Genomic DNA, 18,221 nt, shown 5'->3' with positions numbered 1-18,221 from the left:
TTCTTTACAACAATACTTAATAAACAATACCCATGATACAGAATTATTTAAAAATCGCTTTTAGAAATATATTGAGGCACAGAGGCTATTTTGCAATCAATGTTTTTGGGTTGGCTATTGGTTTAGCCATTTGCCTGATGATTAGTTTATTTGTAATAGACGAATTAAGCTACGATAAATACAATGTGAATGCCGACCGTATTTATCGTGTAAACACAGATATTAAAATTAACGGCAGCGGAATAGATTCGCGCTCAACGCCAGCCCCCATGGCTGGCGTGCTGATGAAAGATTACCCGCAAGTTGAGCAGGCAACCAGGCTTGCTAATGGCGGTAACATGCTTGTTTTAAAAGGAACCCAAACACTAGTTGAGCCCAACTGCTTTTATGCCGATCCGAATATTTTTAGCGTGTTCTCTTTAAATATGATAAGCGGCGATAAAAAAACTGCCTTAAATCAGCCCAACACTATTGTTATATCTGCGTCAATGGCACGCAAATATTTTAACACAACCGATGCAGTAGGCAAAACGCTTAAAGTTGATAATACCACAATTTGCAAGGTAACCGGTGTAATTAAAGATACACCGGCACAATCACACCTGCACTTTAACGCCATCCGTTCAATGTCTACCATGGCCGATAGCCGTTCAGACTTCTGGCTCAACAATAATTTCATCACTTATGTACTGGTGAGTCCGGGTATCAGCGGGCCTATACTCAACAGTTATTTAAAAACGGTAGCAAAAAAATATGCAGAGCCACAATTAATGAACTCTTTTCATAGTTCTTTTGCTGATCTTGAAAAAAAGGGAGATACCTTTAAATACACATCAATACCTTTAACACAAATTCATTTACATTCAGAGATCACCGGCGAAGGAGAGCCATCCGGCGATATCAGATATGTATACATGTTTATCCTGATCGGGATCATCATTATAACAATTGCCTGCGTTAATTTCACCAACCTGTCTACTGCCCGTTCGGCAGGCCGGTCAAAAGAAGTGGGTATCAGAAAAGTATTAGGTTCTAACCGTGGCAATCTAATCACCCAATTCCTTACAGAATCTGTTATGACCAGCCTCATAGCACTAGGTATTGCCTTAATTATTACCCTGCTGTGCATGCCTTATTTTAATCAGCTATCGGGCAAAGAAATGTCAATAGGTTTTATTTCAAATTTAGGGCTCCTTGCATCACTTTTACTTATTACGGTATTAATTGGTATTTTGGCAGGTATTTACCCGGCATTCTTTCTTTCGGCCTTTGAGCCCATACAGGTTCTAAAAGGTCGGCTGTCTACCGGCTTTAAGGGTAGTTGGCTAAGAAACAGCCTGGTGGTTTTCCAGTTTACAGCGGCAATAGTTTTGATTGTGTGTACGCTTATTATTTACAACCAGCTTAATTATATCCGTAACAAAGATCTTGGTTACAAGCGCGACCAGGTATTGGTTATTAAAAATGCTTATGCATTGGGTAGCCATGCAAAAACATTTAAAGAAGAAGTGTTACAAATACCGGGTGTAATTGCAGCAACCCGAGCGGATGTATTACCTACATCGAGTGAAAACGAATGGAATAACAATGCGTTTGCTAAAGATGCAGCTATGAGTGCCGCTAAATCAACCGTATTAGGCGAGTGGCATGTTGATGCAGACTACATTGGAGCATTAGGTATGAAAATAGCCTCGGGTAGAAATTTCTCGGCACAGATGCCAACAGATTCTAACGTCATCATTATCAATGAAACTGCTGCCCGTTTGTTAGGCTTTAAGAATCCACTACAGCAACAACTCTTTAACAGTGATGACAACAATCATTCATTAGGGCATCCTATTATCGGTGTGGTAAAAGATTTTAATGCAGGATCACTGCGTTATCAAACAGCGCCCATCGTATTCAAGCTGTCTAAATATGGCGACCGGTTTGCTTTCCGGATACAGTCAAACAACATTCAGTCGGTAATAAAACAAATTGAAACCAAATATCATGCAATGGATATCAACATGGCCGGGCAACCTTTTCTGTTTTCTTTTATGGACGAGGATTTTAACAACATCTACCAATCAGAACAGCGTACAGCAAAGCTATTTATTTCTTTTGCCTTTTTTACCATCCTGATTGCTTGCCTTGGCCTCTTTGGTTTAATTACCTATGCTGCCGAACAACGCACCAAAGAAATCGGTATCCGCAAAGTGCTGGGCGCATCGGTAGCTAATGTAACGGCAATGCTCTCGTTAGACTTTATTAAGCTGGTACTCATTTCAACACTGGTTGCCAGCCCCATAGCCTGGTTTGCCATGCACCAATGGTTACAGGGTTTTGCATACCGCATTAACATTAGCGCATGGACGTTTGTATTGGCAGCCATTGCAGCACTGGTAATTGCTTTATCTACCGTTAGCTTCCAGGCCTTAAAAGCCGCTTTGGCAAACCCTGTGAAGAGTTTACGGAGTGAATAGAGGCTTTGTAGGATATTTGATTAGGGGTAAGATTTAAATATCAGTTAATGCTGTAAGTTTCTGACTGCAAAATGGCACCGTGTACAATTAGTTATTCTGGTAAAGAATCTTGTTCCTCAGCCTCAAAAATGGTTTCTCAATAAGGTTGTTCATTATCCAGGCTGTAAACAACGCAACCAGGATACATGCCAAAAACATCACATTACTATTTGAATCTATCCATTTTACCAAATACAACTGAACCATATGGATCACCATTTTATGCGACAAATAAACGGCGAAAGACAGGGTGGCAATTATACCGGTATATTTAGAGCTAAGCCTATATAAAAAGCACGTGGGGCAAATGGCACCCAAAACCATAAAGCCGTAACCAACATCAACCATTGGAAAGCCAAATAAGCTTGCACCAAAGCTTGATTGCTTGTAGCACAAAAAATAAGCCCCTGTAAGTATGGCAACACTAACTAGTAAATACAGGTTACCATATCTTTCAATTTTAGCTTTAAACACAGGCTTAAATTCAAACACTGCGGCAATGGCAACTCCAATAATAAGGCCGTCTGTACGGCACCAGGGGCATAGTAAATATATTTATACCATATTATTACAAAATCATCGGCCTGCGCAAATGGCGATACAAGCACATGCCAAGCATATAGCCGCATTGCAAAACTAAACAGAAAGAGCAACACGAATAAAACCCAGCCCTTTTGCAACACTTTAAAATTAAGCAAAGTGAAAACAATTAATGGAAAAAGAAGATAAAACTGCTCCTCGATACACAGCGACCAAGCATGAGAAAAAGTACCCTGTAACATCACATTTAAGCCAATATTTTGTGTAAAGGTGATAAACTTCCAAAGTGGTGCAGGTTGACCAAATTCACGGAGAAACGGAAACAGGAAATACAACGCTACGATAAACAGGTAGGCAGGTATGATCCTGAAGAACCGTTTAATGAAAAACGTTTTAAGCGAAAAAGTATGCTTAGCTTTAATCTCCCTAAACAATTGCGACGCGATTAAATAGCCACTTAGAACAAAAAACAGGTCGACGCCCGTCCAACCAAACCGGCCGCCGTTATGGGTCCATTCCGGGTGTGCAAATTGCCGGCTGTAATGGTAAACAATAACTAAGGTAATTGCTAAAGCTCGCAAATGATTGAGCCCATGAAGTTGATGATAGGTAATAGGCTTACTAAGCGGCATTAAATTGAAAGATGAAAGATTTAGAAAGTATAAATTGTTATTAAAGATAGCATACCCCGCAGATTGTTATAATATACAGGACAATGATTTATGCAGGAAAACAAAGCTTTATTTTTTTACTCCAATTAAGTGTCCAACGTTAGCCCGTCCCCCTTTTTCGGACAGATCAGATTGTGCTTTTATGGTCACAATTTGGGTAATTCCCCTAGGGTAAATGTACTGATAACAGCAACGAATATTTACTTCTAATCTGATTTTTATATGGAGAATTTAAATTTCGCCTAAGCATCTGCTTAACACTCATCCCCTAATAAACTAATCAACACTTTCCCTACTTCCCGGGTAAAAGATTAATTTTGCTGATTCAAAAAGAGGAATAGAATTGGATTATTTAGAGGGATTAAATCCGGAACAAAAGGGTGCAGTATTGCAAACCAAAGGCCCGGTAATGATTATAGCCGGTGCCGGATCTGGCAAAACACGTGTTATTACCTACCGTGTGGCACATTTGATACGCCAGGGTGTTGATTCATTTAACATACTGGTTTTAACGTTTACCAACAAGGCTGCCCGCGAAATGCGTGAGCGGATTACCCATGTGGTAGGCCCCGAAGCTAAAAACCTTTGGATGGGTACCTTCCACTCGGTTTTTGCCAAAATATTACGGGTTGAGGCCGAAAAAATTGGCTATCCCAGCAACTTTACCATTTACGATACCGACGATACTAAAAGCGTTTTAAGAGCCATTTTAAAAGAAATGAACCTCGACGATAAGTTATATAGCGCCAACCTGGTGTACAGCCGTATATCTAGCGCAAAAAACAACCTGATATCGTGGCAGGAGTATCAACAGAATGCACAGATCCAGGCAGATGACTTTTCTACCGGCCGCGGGCATTTAGGTAAAATCTACGAAACTTATGCCGGCCGTTGTTTCCGCGCAGGCGCAATGGATTTTGATGACTTGCTTTTTAAAACCAACGAATTACTGCGCGAGCACCCCGAAACCCTGCACAAATACCAGCACAAGTTTAAGTACCTGATGGTGGATGAGTACCAGGACACCAACTTTTCGCAATACCTTATTGTAAAAAAACTGGCTGCCCTTAACGAGAACCTTTGCGTAGTGGGTGATGATGCCCAAAGTATTTACGCATTTCGTGGTGCCAATATCCAGAACATCCTCAACTTTGAGAAGGATTACCCGGATTTGAAAGTGTTTAAACTGGAGCAAAACTACCGCTCTACCCAAAATATTGTAAATGTTGCCAACAGCATTATCTCAAACAATAAAGAGCAGCTGAAAAAAAACGTTTTTTCTACCAAAGAGGACGGCGACAAGATCAAGATCATGCGCTCTTTCAGCGACAATGAAGAAGGTAAGATGGTGGCCGAAGGTATATTGCAGGACCGCGCCAATAAAGGTATTAAGTGGAATGATTTCGCCATTTTATACCGCACCAATGCCCAGTCGCGCTCTATGGAAGAGGCTTTACGCAAGCTTAATATCCCTTATAAAATATATGGCGGCCTTTCCTTCTACCAACGCAAGGAGATTAAGGATTTGGTAGCTTATTTCAGGCTCACCTTTAATCCTAACGATGAGGAAGCGCTTAAGCGCGTAATTAACTATCCTAAACGCGGCATTGGCGACACCACGGTAGACCGCATTATACTGGCTGCCGACCAAAATGGTATTACCCCGTTTGAAGTAGTGGTTAACCCTGCCCAATACATGGACGGCCGTACTTCTGCTTCTGTAGGCAACTTCGGCACCATGATCCAGAGCTTCCAGGTAATCACCAAAAATCTTTCGGCTTATGATGCTGCTTTGCATATTGCACAGCACTCGGGCTTGCTAAAAGACCTGTATGAAGACAAATCTGTAGAGGGGCTTAACCGTTACGAAAACATTCAGGAACTTTTAAATGGTATTAAAGAATTTTCGGAGCGTGAGGATATTGAGGATAAAGGCCTCGATGTGTTTATGCAGGACATTGCCCTATTAACCAACGACGATAAAGACAAAAATAAAGATGCCGATACGGTATCTTTAATGACCATACACTCCAGTAAAGGTTTGGAGTTTAAGCAGGTAAACGTAGTGGGATTAGAAGAAAACCTTTTCCCTTCACAAATGTCCCTAAACTCGCGCAGCGACCTGGAAGAAGAGCGCCGCTTGTTTTACGTGGCCGTTACCCGTGCCGAAAGTAAGCTTACTATTAGCTATGCTACCTCGCGCTTTAAGTTTGGTACGCTGATTAACTGCGAGCCAAGCCGGTTTCTGGATGAGATAGATGCGAAGTTTCTGGAGCTTGATTTTACAGCCAAAACAGCGGCCCCGGGCAATCCTTTTTATGAGGATGACCGCAAGGCATGGACGCGTAAGGATAATGTTAAAGAGGACAGCTTCTCTAAACCTAAGCCGGCATCTGCTTCGCCAATTAAAACAACTTCTATTTTGGCCAAGGCCCACGTGCCGTCAGAAAATTTTGCACCGTCTGATACATCGGGTCTGCAAAATGGTATGGAGGTTGAGCATGAACGTTTCGGCTATGGCAAAGTAATTAACCTGGAGGGTAAAAGCCCGGATATCAAGGCTACTATATTCTTTAAAGAAATAGGCCAGAAGCAATTACTGCTAAAGTTTGCCAAATTGCGCATAGTGAATTGATTTTGGGGAAATTATATTAACTAATGCCGATTTTGGGGAAATAAATACCCATTTCCTTTTTTACAAGGGGTATTTAAACGTGATATGGCCTGTTTTAACGTATGGCACATTAATTGGACTTTAGTTAATACCCTTTCTCTAAAATTAACTAAACTAATGAACGACCAAAAAGACAAAGCCAACAAATCTGTAGGGAAAAATATCCGTACACTGAGGCACAAACGCGGTTGGAGCCAGGAAGATATTGCCACCAAACTAGGCATCTCGATACCAGCTTTCTCTAAAATTGAAACAGGCGTAACTGATATTAACCTGTCGAGATTAGAACAAATAGCAAGAATTTACGAAATCAGCGTAGTAAATTTAATAACCCTCGAAGAAGAGCATATCGAGCCTCAGTTAATCCAGTTAAATTCTGTACAGAAAAAACTGGTTGACCGCGAGTCGGAAATTGCACATTTACAACGTAAAGTAATTGAGTTGTACGAAGAATTGCACAACCGTACTTCTTTCGCATCTTAAATACTGTACTTAGTAGTGTAAGTTTTAGACAACACTACTAAGTACAGTATCTTGTATATAACCCTTTCCCTTCTCAACCAAAATGACATTTACTTTCTTTAAAGTAAATAAAAGTCGATAAATTTAATCTGTATTTATATTTTCAATATAGATTCTAGAATTCTACACAATCGGCATGGGTTTGGTATATCTAATAATATTGTCGCATACAATAATTATTAACTACCAAAATGTCAAATTACTTAATCTCTATATCTGATGATGATAATGGCGCCTTAAAAAAAGGAACCATCCATGATCCGAGTACCAAGTTAAAAGTAAAGGTTTTTGACCTTTTGAAACCTCATTTTACGCCACGTAAAGGGGAAGTGCAATATTTTGTAACATCGGGTACGGATACATTGGCTTTTGAAACAGAGGGTTATAAAAAACACAGGCAACTGCTTATCTTAACAATGATATCGCGCTACTGTATATACCTGGGGTTAATGGAAGCACAAATACATTCGTCGTTACCGTTTTAGGCAACGACGATAATTACATATCTGTTCTTTCGGGGTCATGCAGCATATCGCTCATGTCCATGATCTTGTTGTCAATTTCAGACACGCATTTGTCCATCATGTTAAAACATTCCTCTTTATTAACCAAACCTTCTTTTTCCAGGTTAATAAGTCCCTTTAGTGTGGCAATTGGCCCACGGATCTGGTGCGACAGATAGGATGAATATTCAGACAGCTTCCTATTCTTAATTTGCAGATCTTTAGTGCGCTCATCAATAATCTCTTCCAGATGATGGTTAACCCGGTCGAGATTGTCTTTCTGCCTCGATATTTCGGCATTAAGCTCCGTAAGCCGCTTGTTCGTTTCGGCCTTACGTTTAATATTACCACTTAGTAATATAATTACGATAAATAGTAGAAAGGCAACAATCGTGATTCCCCAGAAAAAATTACGATCGCTTTTTTGTTTCAGTATGGTAAGTGCGTTCTCTTTCTGCTGCTCATCCTGCTTGTGTTTCACCTGTAACAAAGCAATACGTGCCGATACATAATTTGTAAAATCTATGCTGTCCTTATTGTAAATATCCTGTAGGTAATAAAGCGCTTTTTCAAAATTTTTACGCTTAAACTCTAGTTGATACGAAGTATATTTAAAGTCGGAAAGCAGTTTTTTGCTTTTAATAATAGTGGCATAAGAAATCCCCTCTTCTAAAAACTTCTCGGCCTCATTAAAATTTCTTTTAGCAATGTATAAAGCCGATAAAGTAAGATCAATACTGGCTATTTGTTGAAGCCTATCATACTTTTTGGCATCCTCGTTACTTTTCAAAAGCATTTTTTCGGCCTTATCATATTGCACAAGATTAAAATACGCCACGCCCATATCCTGCATACAGGTAATTTTGTATTCTGTATTGTTGAGTTTGGTAAACAGCGTATTGCTTTTGTTATAAAACAATAAAGCTCTGTAATAATCCTTTTGCCGGGTATAAACATTGCCAAGATTTAAATAGATGGATGCGATAAGCTCTTCATCTGATAGCTGGCTGGCTATATTTAAAGCTTTGGTTAAATATTCGAGAGCTTTATCGTAATCATTATCACGATAAAGGTTGCCAATATTGTTATAAACCTTAGCTTGGCCTCCTTTATTTTTCGAGCTTAAAAAATAAGTTAACGCATTAAGATAACTTTCAATAGCTTTTTCTGGTTCACCATTATAGTCGCGCCCTACGCCGATTACACGATATGACTCTGCTATACCATTGATATATCCTATTTTTTTGGCAAGGAGTAGCGCTTTTGTAGCATTAGAAATAGTTTGTTCAGCATCAGATCTACGTACTTGATAACCATCACTATTTAACTTAATCACCTGTGCGGTATCTATACCAACGTCATCTGCCGGTCTCGCGTACACAGCTAATGAAAAAGAAAGAAGGAACAAAAATATTAGATTTTTTCTCATTAAAATACTGCGATAATCAAAGCATTATTACGTGTAAATGTACTGAAAGTTATAAAAAAATATCTACCAAAAAATTCAATGAATAAACCTTTAAAAAAAGAAGTTTTTTTTATTTGAAAAAATATTTGTGGAATCGAAAAACATGTTTATTTTTGTATTGTTAAATAGTTAATAATCAAATAGTTATAAAGGAATTTTTATGAAAAAATTTTTGTTTTTTGCAGTCTTAATTTTAACAATTTCATTCACTGGCTGCACAAAAGATAATAGCGTTGAACCAACTACAACCCAAACAAAAAAATTAGCGGACGATGGTAACAAACAAGACCTTGGACAAGCTGATGGCAACAAGCAGGATTTAGGACAGGCTGACGCCAAGTAATTTATAATATATCACACACAAAGACCCCCAAATATTTAAAAACGACACGTTATGAAAAAAATAATTATAGCAGCAGCAGTAATTTTAACTGCATCTTTTACCGCTTGTACTAAAGACAACAGCGTTCAGCCTTCAGTAAAAACTACAAAGTTAGCCGATGACGGCAACAAACAAGACCTTGGACAAGCTGATGGCAATAAACAGGATCTAGGACAGGCTGATGCCAAGTAATCACCTAATATATAAACAATACCTCAATACTTTAAACTACATAAACATGAAAAAATTAATTATAGCAGCAGCAGTAATCTTCACTGCATCTTTTACCGCTTGTACTAAAGACAACAGCGTTCAGCCTTCAGTAAAAACTACAAAGTTGGCCGATGATGGTAACAAACAAGACCTTGGGCAAGCTGATGGTAACAAACAGGATTTAGGACAAGCTGACGCTAAATAATTTATTTAAATCAAAAAATATAATTCATCATGAAAAATTTAATCATAGCAACAGCAATAACCTTAACAGCATCTTTTACAGTTGCAATAGGATATAATAATCAGCAATCAAATTCTGTTACAGCACAAAAATTCGTAGGTAACAAACAAGATTTGGGACAAGCTGATAGTAATAAACAAGACCTTGGACAAGCTGACGGCTTGACCTTAGCTGGTAACAAACAAGATCTAGGACAGGCTGATGGTAACAAACAAGATTTGGGACAAGCCGATAGTAACAAACAAGACCTTGGGCAAGCTGACATTTTCACCTTAGCTGGTAACAAACAAGATCTAGGACAGGCTGATGGTAACAAACAAGACCTTGGACAAGCCGATGGCAACAAACAAGACCTTGGGCAAGCTGACATTTTCACCTTAGCTGGTAACAAACAAGATCTAGGACAGGCTGATGCTAACAAACAAGACCTTGGGCAAGCTGACATTTTCACCTTAGCTGGTAACAAACAAGATCTAGGACAAGCTGATGCTAACAAACAAGACCTTGGACAAGCCGATGGCAACAAACAGGACCTTGGACAAGCTGACATTTTCACCTTAGCTGGTAACAAACAAGATTTAGGACAGGCTGATGGTAACAAACAAGACCTTGGGCAAGCTGACATTTTCACCTTAGCTGGTAACAAACAAGATCTGGGACAGGCTGATGGTAACAAACAAGACCTTGGACAAGCCGATAGTAACAAACAAGACCTTGGGCAAGCTGACGCTTAATAGTAAATCAGTTAAATTGTACCATTAAACATAAACAACATGAAAAAAGCATTCATAGCCATAGCAATTGTAGCCGCAGCAGCATTAACAAGTTTAACTGTAAGTAGCAAAAGCACAAATGTAAAACACGGAGAATTACCAAAAATAAATAATAGCGAAGTTGTAAACAGAAGTTTTGGAGCACCCAAAAGCGATCTTTCTTCTGCAGATTAATTGATTAGCGGATTACGATCATCTTTTTGCTCATCTGCTGCCCGCCTACCTGCATTACATATATATAGATGCCGGGTACCAAATCTCCTGCAGAGGTAGTTAATTCATGGTACCCCGAGCTTTGGTAGTCGTCATAAATATCTTTAACAATGGCACCGTTCATGTTATACAGCTTAATCTGTACCCTGCCAGCCTGCGATAAGCTGAAGCCAATTTTAGTATTATCACGTACCGGGTTAGGATAATTTTGATTTAAACCAATTAATAATAACTTATCCTCTATCGCTTGATTAACGGTATCAAACCAAACAAAACCCAGTAAATTAAATCCCTGTTCATTAGGATGAATGTCATCCTTATAAAGCGACCAATCTCTGCCAAGCGCTTTATTAATATCTGCAACGTATAAATTATTATCCTTGGCTATCTTTTTGTAAAGCGCATTAATTTGCTTTACATACAAATTGCACGTTTTATTAAAATCACTTTTGGTATCATTAAAAAACTGGATGGTGCCAATAATGGGTATTAAGTTGTGCTCTAACGAAGTTTTTATATAATACCGCATATTCTTATCAACCACACTCAACTTAAGTTTTTTGTTGGTTAAGGCAATGGCATCATTAGCCCCCATTAATATCAACATAAATCCCGTACGCCCTGCTATTGCACCTGGAAAGCGAGCCAAACCCTGTGTAGTAGTTTCGCCGGGGATGCCGTTATTGGTAATATTTACAATTTTACCGGTATAACAATGCTCAAAATCACTTTGTAAAGGCTTTTCAAAATCGTACCCAAACATACCATGTGCGGTACTGGCACCAAATACTGTAATATTTATACTGTCTTTACTATAAAACTTTGCAGCGGCACTGCAACTAGGCATCTGCGCATATAATGCACCCGAAAAAGAAAAGGATAATATAAGAAGTAGGATTATCTTCCTAAAATTCATTGTTAATCTGCCTGTTAAAAATATCAATAGCAAAAATATTTTATCATGGTGCTTAATTGTAGCAAGGTCGACACCACGACATTAACTATAGGGCAAATTAAATACCAGGGTAAAAATCAATTAGTTTAAACGGTTGCAATATACGCAATATCTTGGCCGCTAACCTATTAAAAGTATGTTAACCGTGTGTGAAAACTACCCATTTTTTAAGATTTTACAATTGAGATATATTTTACGTAGAATAAAAGGGAAAATGTTCTACAGCATAAATATATTTGTCGCAAATTTTAAGTAATGGAACAGATTAAACAATATATCGAGCAGCATCGCGACCGCTTCCTGGACGAACTTTTCGAACTGCTGCGCTTTCCCTCAGTAAGCGCAGACCCAAAATATAAAGATTCGGTACTTAAAACAGCCGATTTTGTAGCCGGGAAACTGAAACAGGCCGGTGCCGATAATGTAGAGGTATGCCCCACTGCTGGCTACCCTATTGTTTATGGCGAAAAAATTATTGATGCCACCCTACCGACAGTTTTGGTATATGGCCATTATGACGTGCAACCGCCAGACCCATTAGAGCTATGGAAAACCCCTCCATTTGAGCCAACATTTCGCGATGGTAAAATTTATGCCCGTGGCGCTTGCGACGATAAAGGCCAGTTTTACATGCATGTTAAGGCTTTTGAACTGATGATGGAAACCAATACCCTGCCCTGCAACATTAAATTTATGATTGAGGGTGAAGAAGAAGTAGGTTCAAACAACCTGGGTATTTTTGTAAAAGCCAATAAAGAAAAGCTGAAGGCAGATGTGGTTTTGATCTCCGATACCTCGATGATCAGCATGGAAAATCCATCGCTGGAGACCGGCTTACGTGGTTTATCATACCTGGAAGTTGAAGTAGTTGGCCCAAATCGTGATCTGCACTCTGGTGTTTATGGTGGCGCGGTAGCTAATCCTATCACTATCCTTACTAAAATGATCGCTTCCCTGCATGACGAGAATAACCATATCACCATCCCCGGTTTTTATGACAAAGTTTTGGTACTATCAGATGAAGAGAAAAAAGCATTAAACGCTGCCCCTTATAATGAGGCCGAATATAAAACAGACCTTGATGTTGAAGAACTTTGGGGCGAAAAAGGCTACTCAACTTTTGAGCGCATCGGCACCCGCCCTACCCTCGAGGTAAACGGCATTTGGGGTGGCTACATAGGCGAAGGAGCCAAAACCGTATTGCCATCAAAAGCAAACGCCAAAATTTCGATGCGCCTGGTACCTAACCAAACATCGGCAGAGATCACGAAGATTTTTACCGATCATTTCGAAAAAATAGCCCCAAAATCTGTAAAGGTTAAAGTAACCCCTCACCACGGCGGCGAGCCGGTGGTTACACCTACCGATAGCATTGCCTACAAGGCAGCACAACAGGCAATTACAGAATCATTTGGCAAAGCACCAATCCCAACCCGTGGTGGTGGTAGCATCCCTATTGTGGCTCTATTTGAGGCAGAATTGGGTATCAAAACTGTATTAATGGGCTTTGGTTTAGATAGCGATGCATTGCACTCTCCAAATGAGAAGTACGATATCTTTAATTATTACAAGGGGATTGAAACCCTGCCATTGTTTCATAAGTACTATGCAGAACTTAGCAAATAAATTAACCAAAGGTTATTTATTTAAAACAAAGATTAAGATGCTTTGGTTATACCCATAACAAATTAAACAGTTATGGCAACTACAAAAGAAAAATCATCGAAAAGCGAAGCCTCAAAAGAACTGAGTAGCCCTAGCACATCAAAAAAAGAAAAAAGTGAAGCTGCAAAAAATTTAAGCAGCGGATCAAAGAAAAAAAGCGATAAATAACCGTATGCAAATTTAAGCCCCGGTATAAAACCGGGGCTTACTTGTTTTTATACATACCGTGCCTATCTTTATCGCCAGATATGAGTGTTATGCAATGGGATAAGTTGCTGTCATCAAAAAGATGGGGCAACGAACATAAAAGTTATACAGATCCGGACCTGGCCAGGTCGCAGTTTCAGGTTGATTATGACCGGCTGATATTTTCATCCCCTTTCCGCAGGCTGCAAAACAAAACCCAGGTATTCCCTTTACCGGGCAGTGTGTTTGTACACAACCGGTTAACACACAGCCTCGAAGTGGCCAGCGTTGGCCGCTCATTAGGCCGTATATTTTATAATAAGCTTAAAAAAGAAAACCCACAACTCGACGAGCAATATCCGCTGATTAGCGAGGTGGGTAACATTGTTGCCGCCGCTTGTATAGCGCATGATATGGGCAACCCGGCCTTCGGCCACTCGGGCGAGAGTGCTATCTCTAATTACTTTATCGAAGGAGATGGCAAGCAATACAAGGCCTTACTCAACAACGACCATCAATGGGCCGACCTGATTAATTTTGAGGGTAACGCCAATGCACTCCGTATTTTAACACATCCTTTTACCGGCAAGGGCAATGGTGCGTTCGCGCTCACCTACTCTACTTTGGCTGCCATCGTTAAATACCCTTGCGAGGCAATTGTTGGTGGTGATAAAAGTAAGATCTACACCAAAAAATATGGATTCTTCCAATCAGAAAAAGAAGTTTTTGAAAAAATAGCCATCGAACTTGGTCTATCCCAGGCACAAGAAGATCCACTAAAATATAAAAGGCACCCACTTGTTTATTTGGTAGAAGCAGCCGATGATATATGTTATAATATTATCGATCTGGAAGATGCGCACCGCCTCAAAATATTATCGTACGAACAGGTTGAAGCACTTTTACTTCCGCTTTGCGAAAGCCCGACATTGCTAGATAAATTAAAGGCCGATTTTGGCGACGACGATGCCAAGGTAAGCTTTATGCGGGCAATTGCAATTGGTAAACTTGTTACGGCTTGCTCTGATATTTTCTTCAACAACCAGGAAGAAATTCTGAAAGGTGATTTCAATAAAAGCCTAACCGATGTATTACCCGATAGTTTAGCAGTGGCGTGGAAAGCAATTGAGACAATATCGATCAAAAAGATTTATAACTACCACTCTGTTATAGAAATTGAAGTAGCAGGCTATAAAGTAATGGGCGGTTTGCTGGAAGAGTTTATCCCCGCGCTAATTAACAACGAAAGCAAATATCACCAAAAATTGGTTAAACTAATTCCGGCGCAATTCATAAACGATAAACCAGACCTGTATTCAAAAATCCAAAGCGTGTTAGACTTTGTTTCCGGCATGACGGATATTTACGCGGTTGAAATGTACCGGAAAATTAAAGGGATCTCGTTTCCATCTATACACTAAAGCGTTCGCATTTAGCCAGAAAGTCGTCATCCGCATCGGCGCCTATGCCTGGTGTATCGGCAATGCTCAAGTGGTACCCGTTATAACTTACGCCGCCAATGCAGGGGTCTTCCAGGTGACCCAGCATACAGGTATCCATATCATAAAAATGAATATTGGGGCTGGCATATACAAAGTGAAGTTTAGCACTTAGCGCAATCCGGCTCTCGAGCATGCCGCCCATCATACAGGGGATACCTTTTGATGCGCACTCATCGTGGATTTGCTTAGCCTCATAAATCCCACCCGATTTGGCCATCTTAATATTCACATAATGACAAGACCCGCTGTTGATCTGCCTGCGTGCATCATGGTGGTTATACACACTTTCATCAGCCATAATTTTTACCGGCGAAAGCTTCATCAGCTCGGGCAAACGGTCATCGTACCAGGTACGCATAGGTTGCTCACAAAATTCAACATCCAGGTCTTTCATGCCTTGCAGGGCCAGCACACCATCATCAAAGCTCCAGCCCTGGTTGGCATCAATCCGTATCTTCATTTCATTCCCCACTGCCTCTCGAATCCTGCGGATTCGCTCCACATCTTCTGCTGCGTTTTTGCCCAGCTTTACTTTCAATATGGTTGCACCATTGTTTTTAAACACCATAGCTTTAGCTGCCATACGTTCAGGAGTTGCTATGCCGATGGTAATGTCGGTTTCAACCTCCCTCCTGCTTCCTCCAAGAAATTGATATAAAGGTAAGCCGGCGTTTTTAGCGGCCACATCATACATTGCTATATCAAAGGCGCTTTTAATGGTGGTGTTGCCGGCAGTAAAACTGTGTAGCTGCTGCATCCTTGCGGGGATATCGAGCGCATCCTGCCCTTTCCATAAGCGGGCAAACTCGCGGGCCATTACCAGGCAGGTATCCTGTGTTTCGCCAACTATCATCGGGAATGCCGAACACTCACCCACCCCATAAAATCCGGCATCGGTATGCACCCGTATAAAAGTATTCTGTGCCGAATCCATAGTACCTGTAGCAATAATAAAGGGTTCCATTTTAATGCTGAAACGGTAAATATCAACTGCTGTAATTAAAACCTGTTGTTGTGCCAATGTCAATATTGTGTTAAACTGTATAAGTAAACGCTAATTTACAATAAGTAATGCCTTTTGCAGTTTATAATGCTTTGTACATTAACACAATTAATTTATATTTGCGTTACTACAAGATAATATTTACAACTTGTCATTTTTAAATGCCCGTTGCTCTACGCAATAAAGCGCATTAAAAACGAAAAAAAATTATAAGCTTTAATAAATACATGGCGACACTTACCAAGCCGGTTTCTGAATTCGACTACAATTCAACCAGAAACAAACTTATCCTGTCTGAATACGGCCGCAACGTACAGAACATGGTTAAATATATTGTTGAACTACCCACCATTGAAGAACGCAACCGTTATGCACAGGTTGTGATAGACCTGATGGGTTTTTTAAACCCGCACCTGCGTGATGTTGCCGACTTTAAGCACAAACTTTGGGATCACCTTCAAATAATATCTAACTACCAGATTAATGTTGATGCCCCTTACCCGCCGCCAGAGCCAGAAGTATTGGCAGCCAAACCGGCGCCGTTAAAATACCCTAACCAGCGCATTAAATACAAGCACTATGGCAAAACCATTGAGCTGATGATGGAAAAGGCTAAAAGCATTGATGAGCCTGCGCGTAAGCAACACATGGTACAAGCTATTGCCAATTTTATGAAAATGGCTTATGTGCAATGGAACAAAGATTCGGTAACGGATGAAAGCATCATCTCGGATTTGAAAGCCATGTCAAACGGTGAACTTACATTGGAAGAGAACGTAAATCTTAACCGGGTTGAGTATCGTACCCCGCCGCCAAATAACAATAATCGCGGCCGTACTAATAACCAAAACAATAACCCGCGTAACAATAATAACCCACGCACCAATAACAATAATCCGCGTAGTAACAACCAAAGTAACAGTAATAATAACAACAACCGCAACCGTAATATGGGCGGTAAGAAATATTGATTTATAAGTATGTGCTTTGGTAGTTTAGTCATCTTAGCGTAACTTAGCCGCCTGCTTATGAGGCATTATTTATACCTGTTACGGGTGCTATACCCGTGATGTTATGGATCATGTACAGGCAAACCTAACGTTAAGAAGATACATGAAAAACGCATTTGTTATACAGGGCGGGAAACCGCTTAAAGGAGAAATAATACCACAAGGTGCTAAAAATGAGGCTTTGCAGATTTTATCTGCTGTGCTGTTAACCAGCGAGCCCATTACCATAAGCAACATACCTGATATTGTAGACGTTAAAAAGCTGATAGAGCTGCTTGGCGATATGGGTGTTACCGTAGCGCAACTATCTGAAGATACTTACCGTTTCGAGGCAAAGAATATCAATACAGAGTTTTTCGAGTCGGAGGAGTTTAAAGCTAAAGGTGGCAGCCTGCGCGGATCTATCATGATCGTAGGCCCGCTACTGGCTCGCTTTGGTAAAGCATCTATCCCAAAACCGGGTGGCGATAAAATTGGCCGTCGCCGTTTGGATACCCACTTCCTGGGTTTCGAAAAACTCGGTGCCCGTTTTAATTACAATCCCGATAATGGTTTTTACAACGTTGATGCCAGCGACCTGAAAGGTACTTACATCCTGCTGGACGAGGCCTCTGTAACCGGTACTGCCAATATTGTGATGGCGGCAGTTTTAGCCAAAGGCACTACTACCATCTACAATGCGGCCTGTGAGCCTTACCTGCAACAGCTTTGTAAAATGCTGAACCGTATGGGCGCCAAAATTAGCGGTATAGGTTCAAACCTGCTGACCATTGAGGGTGTAAATGAACTTGGTGGCACCGAACACCGCATGCTGCCGGATATGATCGAGATCGGCTCGTTTATTGGCTTGGCTGCCATGACTGGTTCTGAAATTACCATCAAAGACGTACACTACCAGGAACTAGGGATTATACCCGATACATTTAAACGTTTGGGTATTAAAATGGAACTGAGAGGCGATGATCTTTTCATCCCCGCACAAGAACATTACGAGATCGAAACTTTTATTGATGGTTCTATCATGACTATCTCTGATGCACCATGGCCTGGCTTTACGCCAGACTTAATCAGTATCATATTGGTAGTTGCCATTCAGGCTAAGGGATCTGTACTGATTCACCAAAAAATGTTTGAAAGCCGTTTATTCTTTGTAGATAAATTGCTGGATATGGGTGCGCAACTCATCCTTTGCG

General features: G+C 40.3%; 19 protein-coding genes. 14 read left to right on the top strand and 5 right to left on the bottom strand.

Annotated elements, in window-relative coordinates:
- Positions 1-32: 32 nt before the first annotated feature.
- Positions 33-2,465, top strand: coding sequence for an ABC transporter permease (locus tag RG47T_RS04775; RefSeq protein ID WP_074488367.1), 2,433 nt, complete (start codon positions 33-35; stop codon positions 2,463-2,465).
- 87 nt (positions 2,466-2,552) lie between these two features.
- Here the strand turns inward: RG47T_RS04775 and RG47T_RS25960 are convergent, their stop codons facing one another.
- Positions 2,553-2,978, bottom strand: coding sequence for an acyltransferase family protein (locus tag RG47T_RS25960; RefSeq protein ID WP_083627295.1), 426 nt, complete (start codon positions 2,976-2,978; stop codon positions 2,553-2,555).
- Positions 2,933-3,676, bottom strand: coding sequence for an acyltransferase family protein (locus tag RG47T_RS04770; RefSeq protein WP_083627294.1), 744 nt, complete (start codon positions 3,674-3,676; stop codon positions 2,933-2,935). Before RG47T_RS04770 ends, RG47T_RS25960 begins: the two co-directional genes overlap by 46 nt.
- 382 nt (positions 3,677-4,058) lie before the next feature.
- Between RG47T_RS04770 and RG47T_RS04765 the strand changes: the two genes are divergently transcribed.
- The 3 genes from RG47T_RS04765 to RG47T_RS04755 all read left to right on the top strand — a co-directional run bounded on the left by RG47T_RS04765 (position 4,059) and on the right by RG47T_RS04755 (position 7,396).
- Entirely contained in the window at positions 4,059-6,350 is a 2,292-nt protein-coding gene (locus RG47T_RS04765; protein WP_074488366.1) for an ATP-dependent helicase, read from the top strand.
- Between the two features lie 156 nt (positions 6,351-6,506).
- Complete coding sequence (locus RG47T_RS04760) at positions 6,507-6,872, top strand: helix-turn-helix domain-containing protein (RefSeq protein ID WP_074493143.1); 366 nt, start codon at positions 6,507-6,509, stop codon at positions 6,870-6,872.
- A gap of 230 nt (positions 6,873-7,102) precedes the next feature.
- Complete coding sequence (locus RG47T_RS04755) at positions 7,103-7,396, top strand: hypothetical protein (RefSeq protein WP_074488365.1); 294 nt, start codon at positions 7,103-7,105, stop codon at positions 7,394-7,396.
- Positions 7,397-7,409: 13 nt separating this feature from the next.
- Here RG47T_RS04755 and RG47T_RS04750 read toward each other — a convergent pair whose 3' ends face one another.
- Positions 7,410-8,843, bottom strand: a complete 1,434-nt coding sequence (locus tag RG47T_RS04750; RefSeq protein ID WP_074488364.1) for a tetratricopeptide repeat protein — start codon at positions 8,841-8,843, stop codon at positions 7,410-7,412.
- Between the two features lie 199 nt (positions 8,844-9,042).
- Here RG47T_RS04750 and RG47T_RS04745 point away from each other — a divergent pair, with 199 nt between their 5' ends.
- The 5 genes from RG47T_RS04745 to RG47T_RS25950 are packed head-to-tail and all read left to right on the top strand — an operon-like array spanning position 9,043 to position 10,668.
- Positions 9,043-9,225, top strand: coding sequence for a hypothetical protein (locus tag RG47T_RS04745; protein ID WP_074488363.1), 183 nt, complete (start codon positions 9,043-9,045; stop codon positions 9,223-9,225).
- A gap of 51 nt (positions 9,226-9,276) precedes the next feature.
- The gene (locus RG47T_RS04740; protein WP_074488362.1) at positions 9,277-9,456 is read left to right on the top strand and encodes a hypothetical protein; all 180 of its coding nucleotides are present in this window, start codon (positions 9,277-9,279) and stop codon (positions 9,454-9,456) included.
- Between the two features lie 46 nt (positions 9,457-9,502).
- Entirely contained in the window at positions 9,503-9,682 is a 180-nt protein-coding gene (locus RG47T_RS04735; RefSeq protein ID WP_074488361.1) for a hypothetical protein, read from the top strand.
- Positions 9,683-9,711: 29 nt separating this feature from the next.
- The gene (locus tag RG47T_RS25955) at positions 9,712-10,455 is read left to right on the top strand and encodes a hypothetical protein (protein WP_171972475.1); all 744 of its coding nucleotides are present in this window, start codon (positions 9,712-9,714) and stop codon (positions 10,453-10,455) included.
- Positions 10,456-10,494: 39 nt separating this feature from the next.
- Entirely contained in the window at positions 10,495-10,668 is a 174-nt protein-coding gene (locus RG47T_RS25950; RefSeq protein WP_171972474.1) for a hypothetical protein, read from the top strand.
- 4 nt (positions 10,669-10,672) lie between these two features.
- On the opposite strand, the gene RG47T_RS04725 is transcribed toward RG47T_RS25950, so the two are convergent.
- Positions 10,673-11,554 (bottom strand): SGNH/GDSL hydrolase family protein, encoded by an 882-nt coding sequence (locus tag RG47T_RS04725; RefSeq protein ID WP_171972473.1) that lies wholly within the window; start codon positions 11,552-11,554, stop codon positions 10,673-10,675.
- Between the two features lie 363 nt (positions 11,555-11,917).
- On the opposite strand from RG47T_RS04725, the gene RG47T_RS04720 reads away from it, so the two are divergent.
- The 3 genes from RG47T_RS04720 to RG47T_RS04715 all read left to right on the top strand — a co-directional run bounded on the left by RG47T_RS04720 (position 11,918) and on the right by RG47T_RS04715 (position 14,934).
- Positions 11,918-13,288 (top strand): dipeptidase, encoded by a 1,371-nt coding sequence (locus RG47T_RS04720; RefSeq protein ID WP_074488359.1) that lies wholly within the window; start codon positions 11,918-11,920, stop codon positions 13,286-13,288.
- 72 nt (positions 13,289-13,360) lie between these two features.
- A complete protein-coding gene (locus RG47T_RS26950) occupies positions 13,361-13,495 on the top strand; it encodes a hypothetical protein (protein ID WP_262493235.1) in 135 nt (44 codons plus the stop codon).
- Positions 13,496-13,584: 89 nt separating this feature from the next.
- Complete coding sequence (locus tag RG47T_RS04715) at positions 13,585-14,934, top strand: deoxyguanosinetriphosphate triphosphohydrolase (RefSeq protein ID WP_083627537.1); 1,350 nt, start codon at positions 13,585-13,587, stop codon at positions 14,932-14,934.
- Here RG47T_RS04715 and RG47T_RS04710 read toward each other — a convergent pair.
- A complete protein-coding gene (locus tag RG47T_RS04710) occupies positions 14,924-15,979 on the bottom strand; it encodes a mandelate racemase/muconate lactonizing enzyme family protein (protein WP_074493139.1) in 1,056 nt (351 codons plus the stop codon). The two genes, RG47T_RS04715 and RG47T_RS04710, sit on opposite strands and share 11 nt — an antisense overlap.
- Before the next feature lie 266 nt (positions 15,980-16,245).
- On the opposite strand from RG47T_RS04710, the gene RG47T_RS04705 reads away from it, so the two are divergent.
- Both RG47T_RS04705 and RG47T_RS04700 read left to right on the top strand, forming a co-directional pair.
- Positions 16,246-16,989, top strand: coding sequence for a DUF4290 domain-containing protein (locus tag RG47T_RS04705; RefSeq protein ID WP_074488357.1), 744 nt, complete (start codon positions 16,246-16,248; stop codon positions 16,987-16,989).
- 142 nt (positions 16,990-17,131) lie between these two features.
- Positions 17,132-18,221, top strand: a 1,090-nt coding sequence (locus RG47T_RS04700) for a UDP-N-acetylglucosamine 1-carboxyvinyltransferase (protein ID WP_253187491.1), incomplete at its 3' end; no start/stop codon positions are given.

The sequence above is a fragment of the Mucilaginibacter polytrichastri genome, from assembly GCF_001911425.1.
Lineage (GTDB): Bacteria > Bacteroidota > Bacteroidia > Sphingobacteriales > Sphingobacteriaceae > Mucilaginibacter > Mucilaginibacter polytrichastri.
The sequence above is the reverse complement of the archived record's forward strand: the minus strand, read 5'-3'. Positions and strand labels throughout refer to the sequence as shown.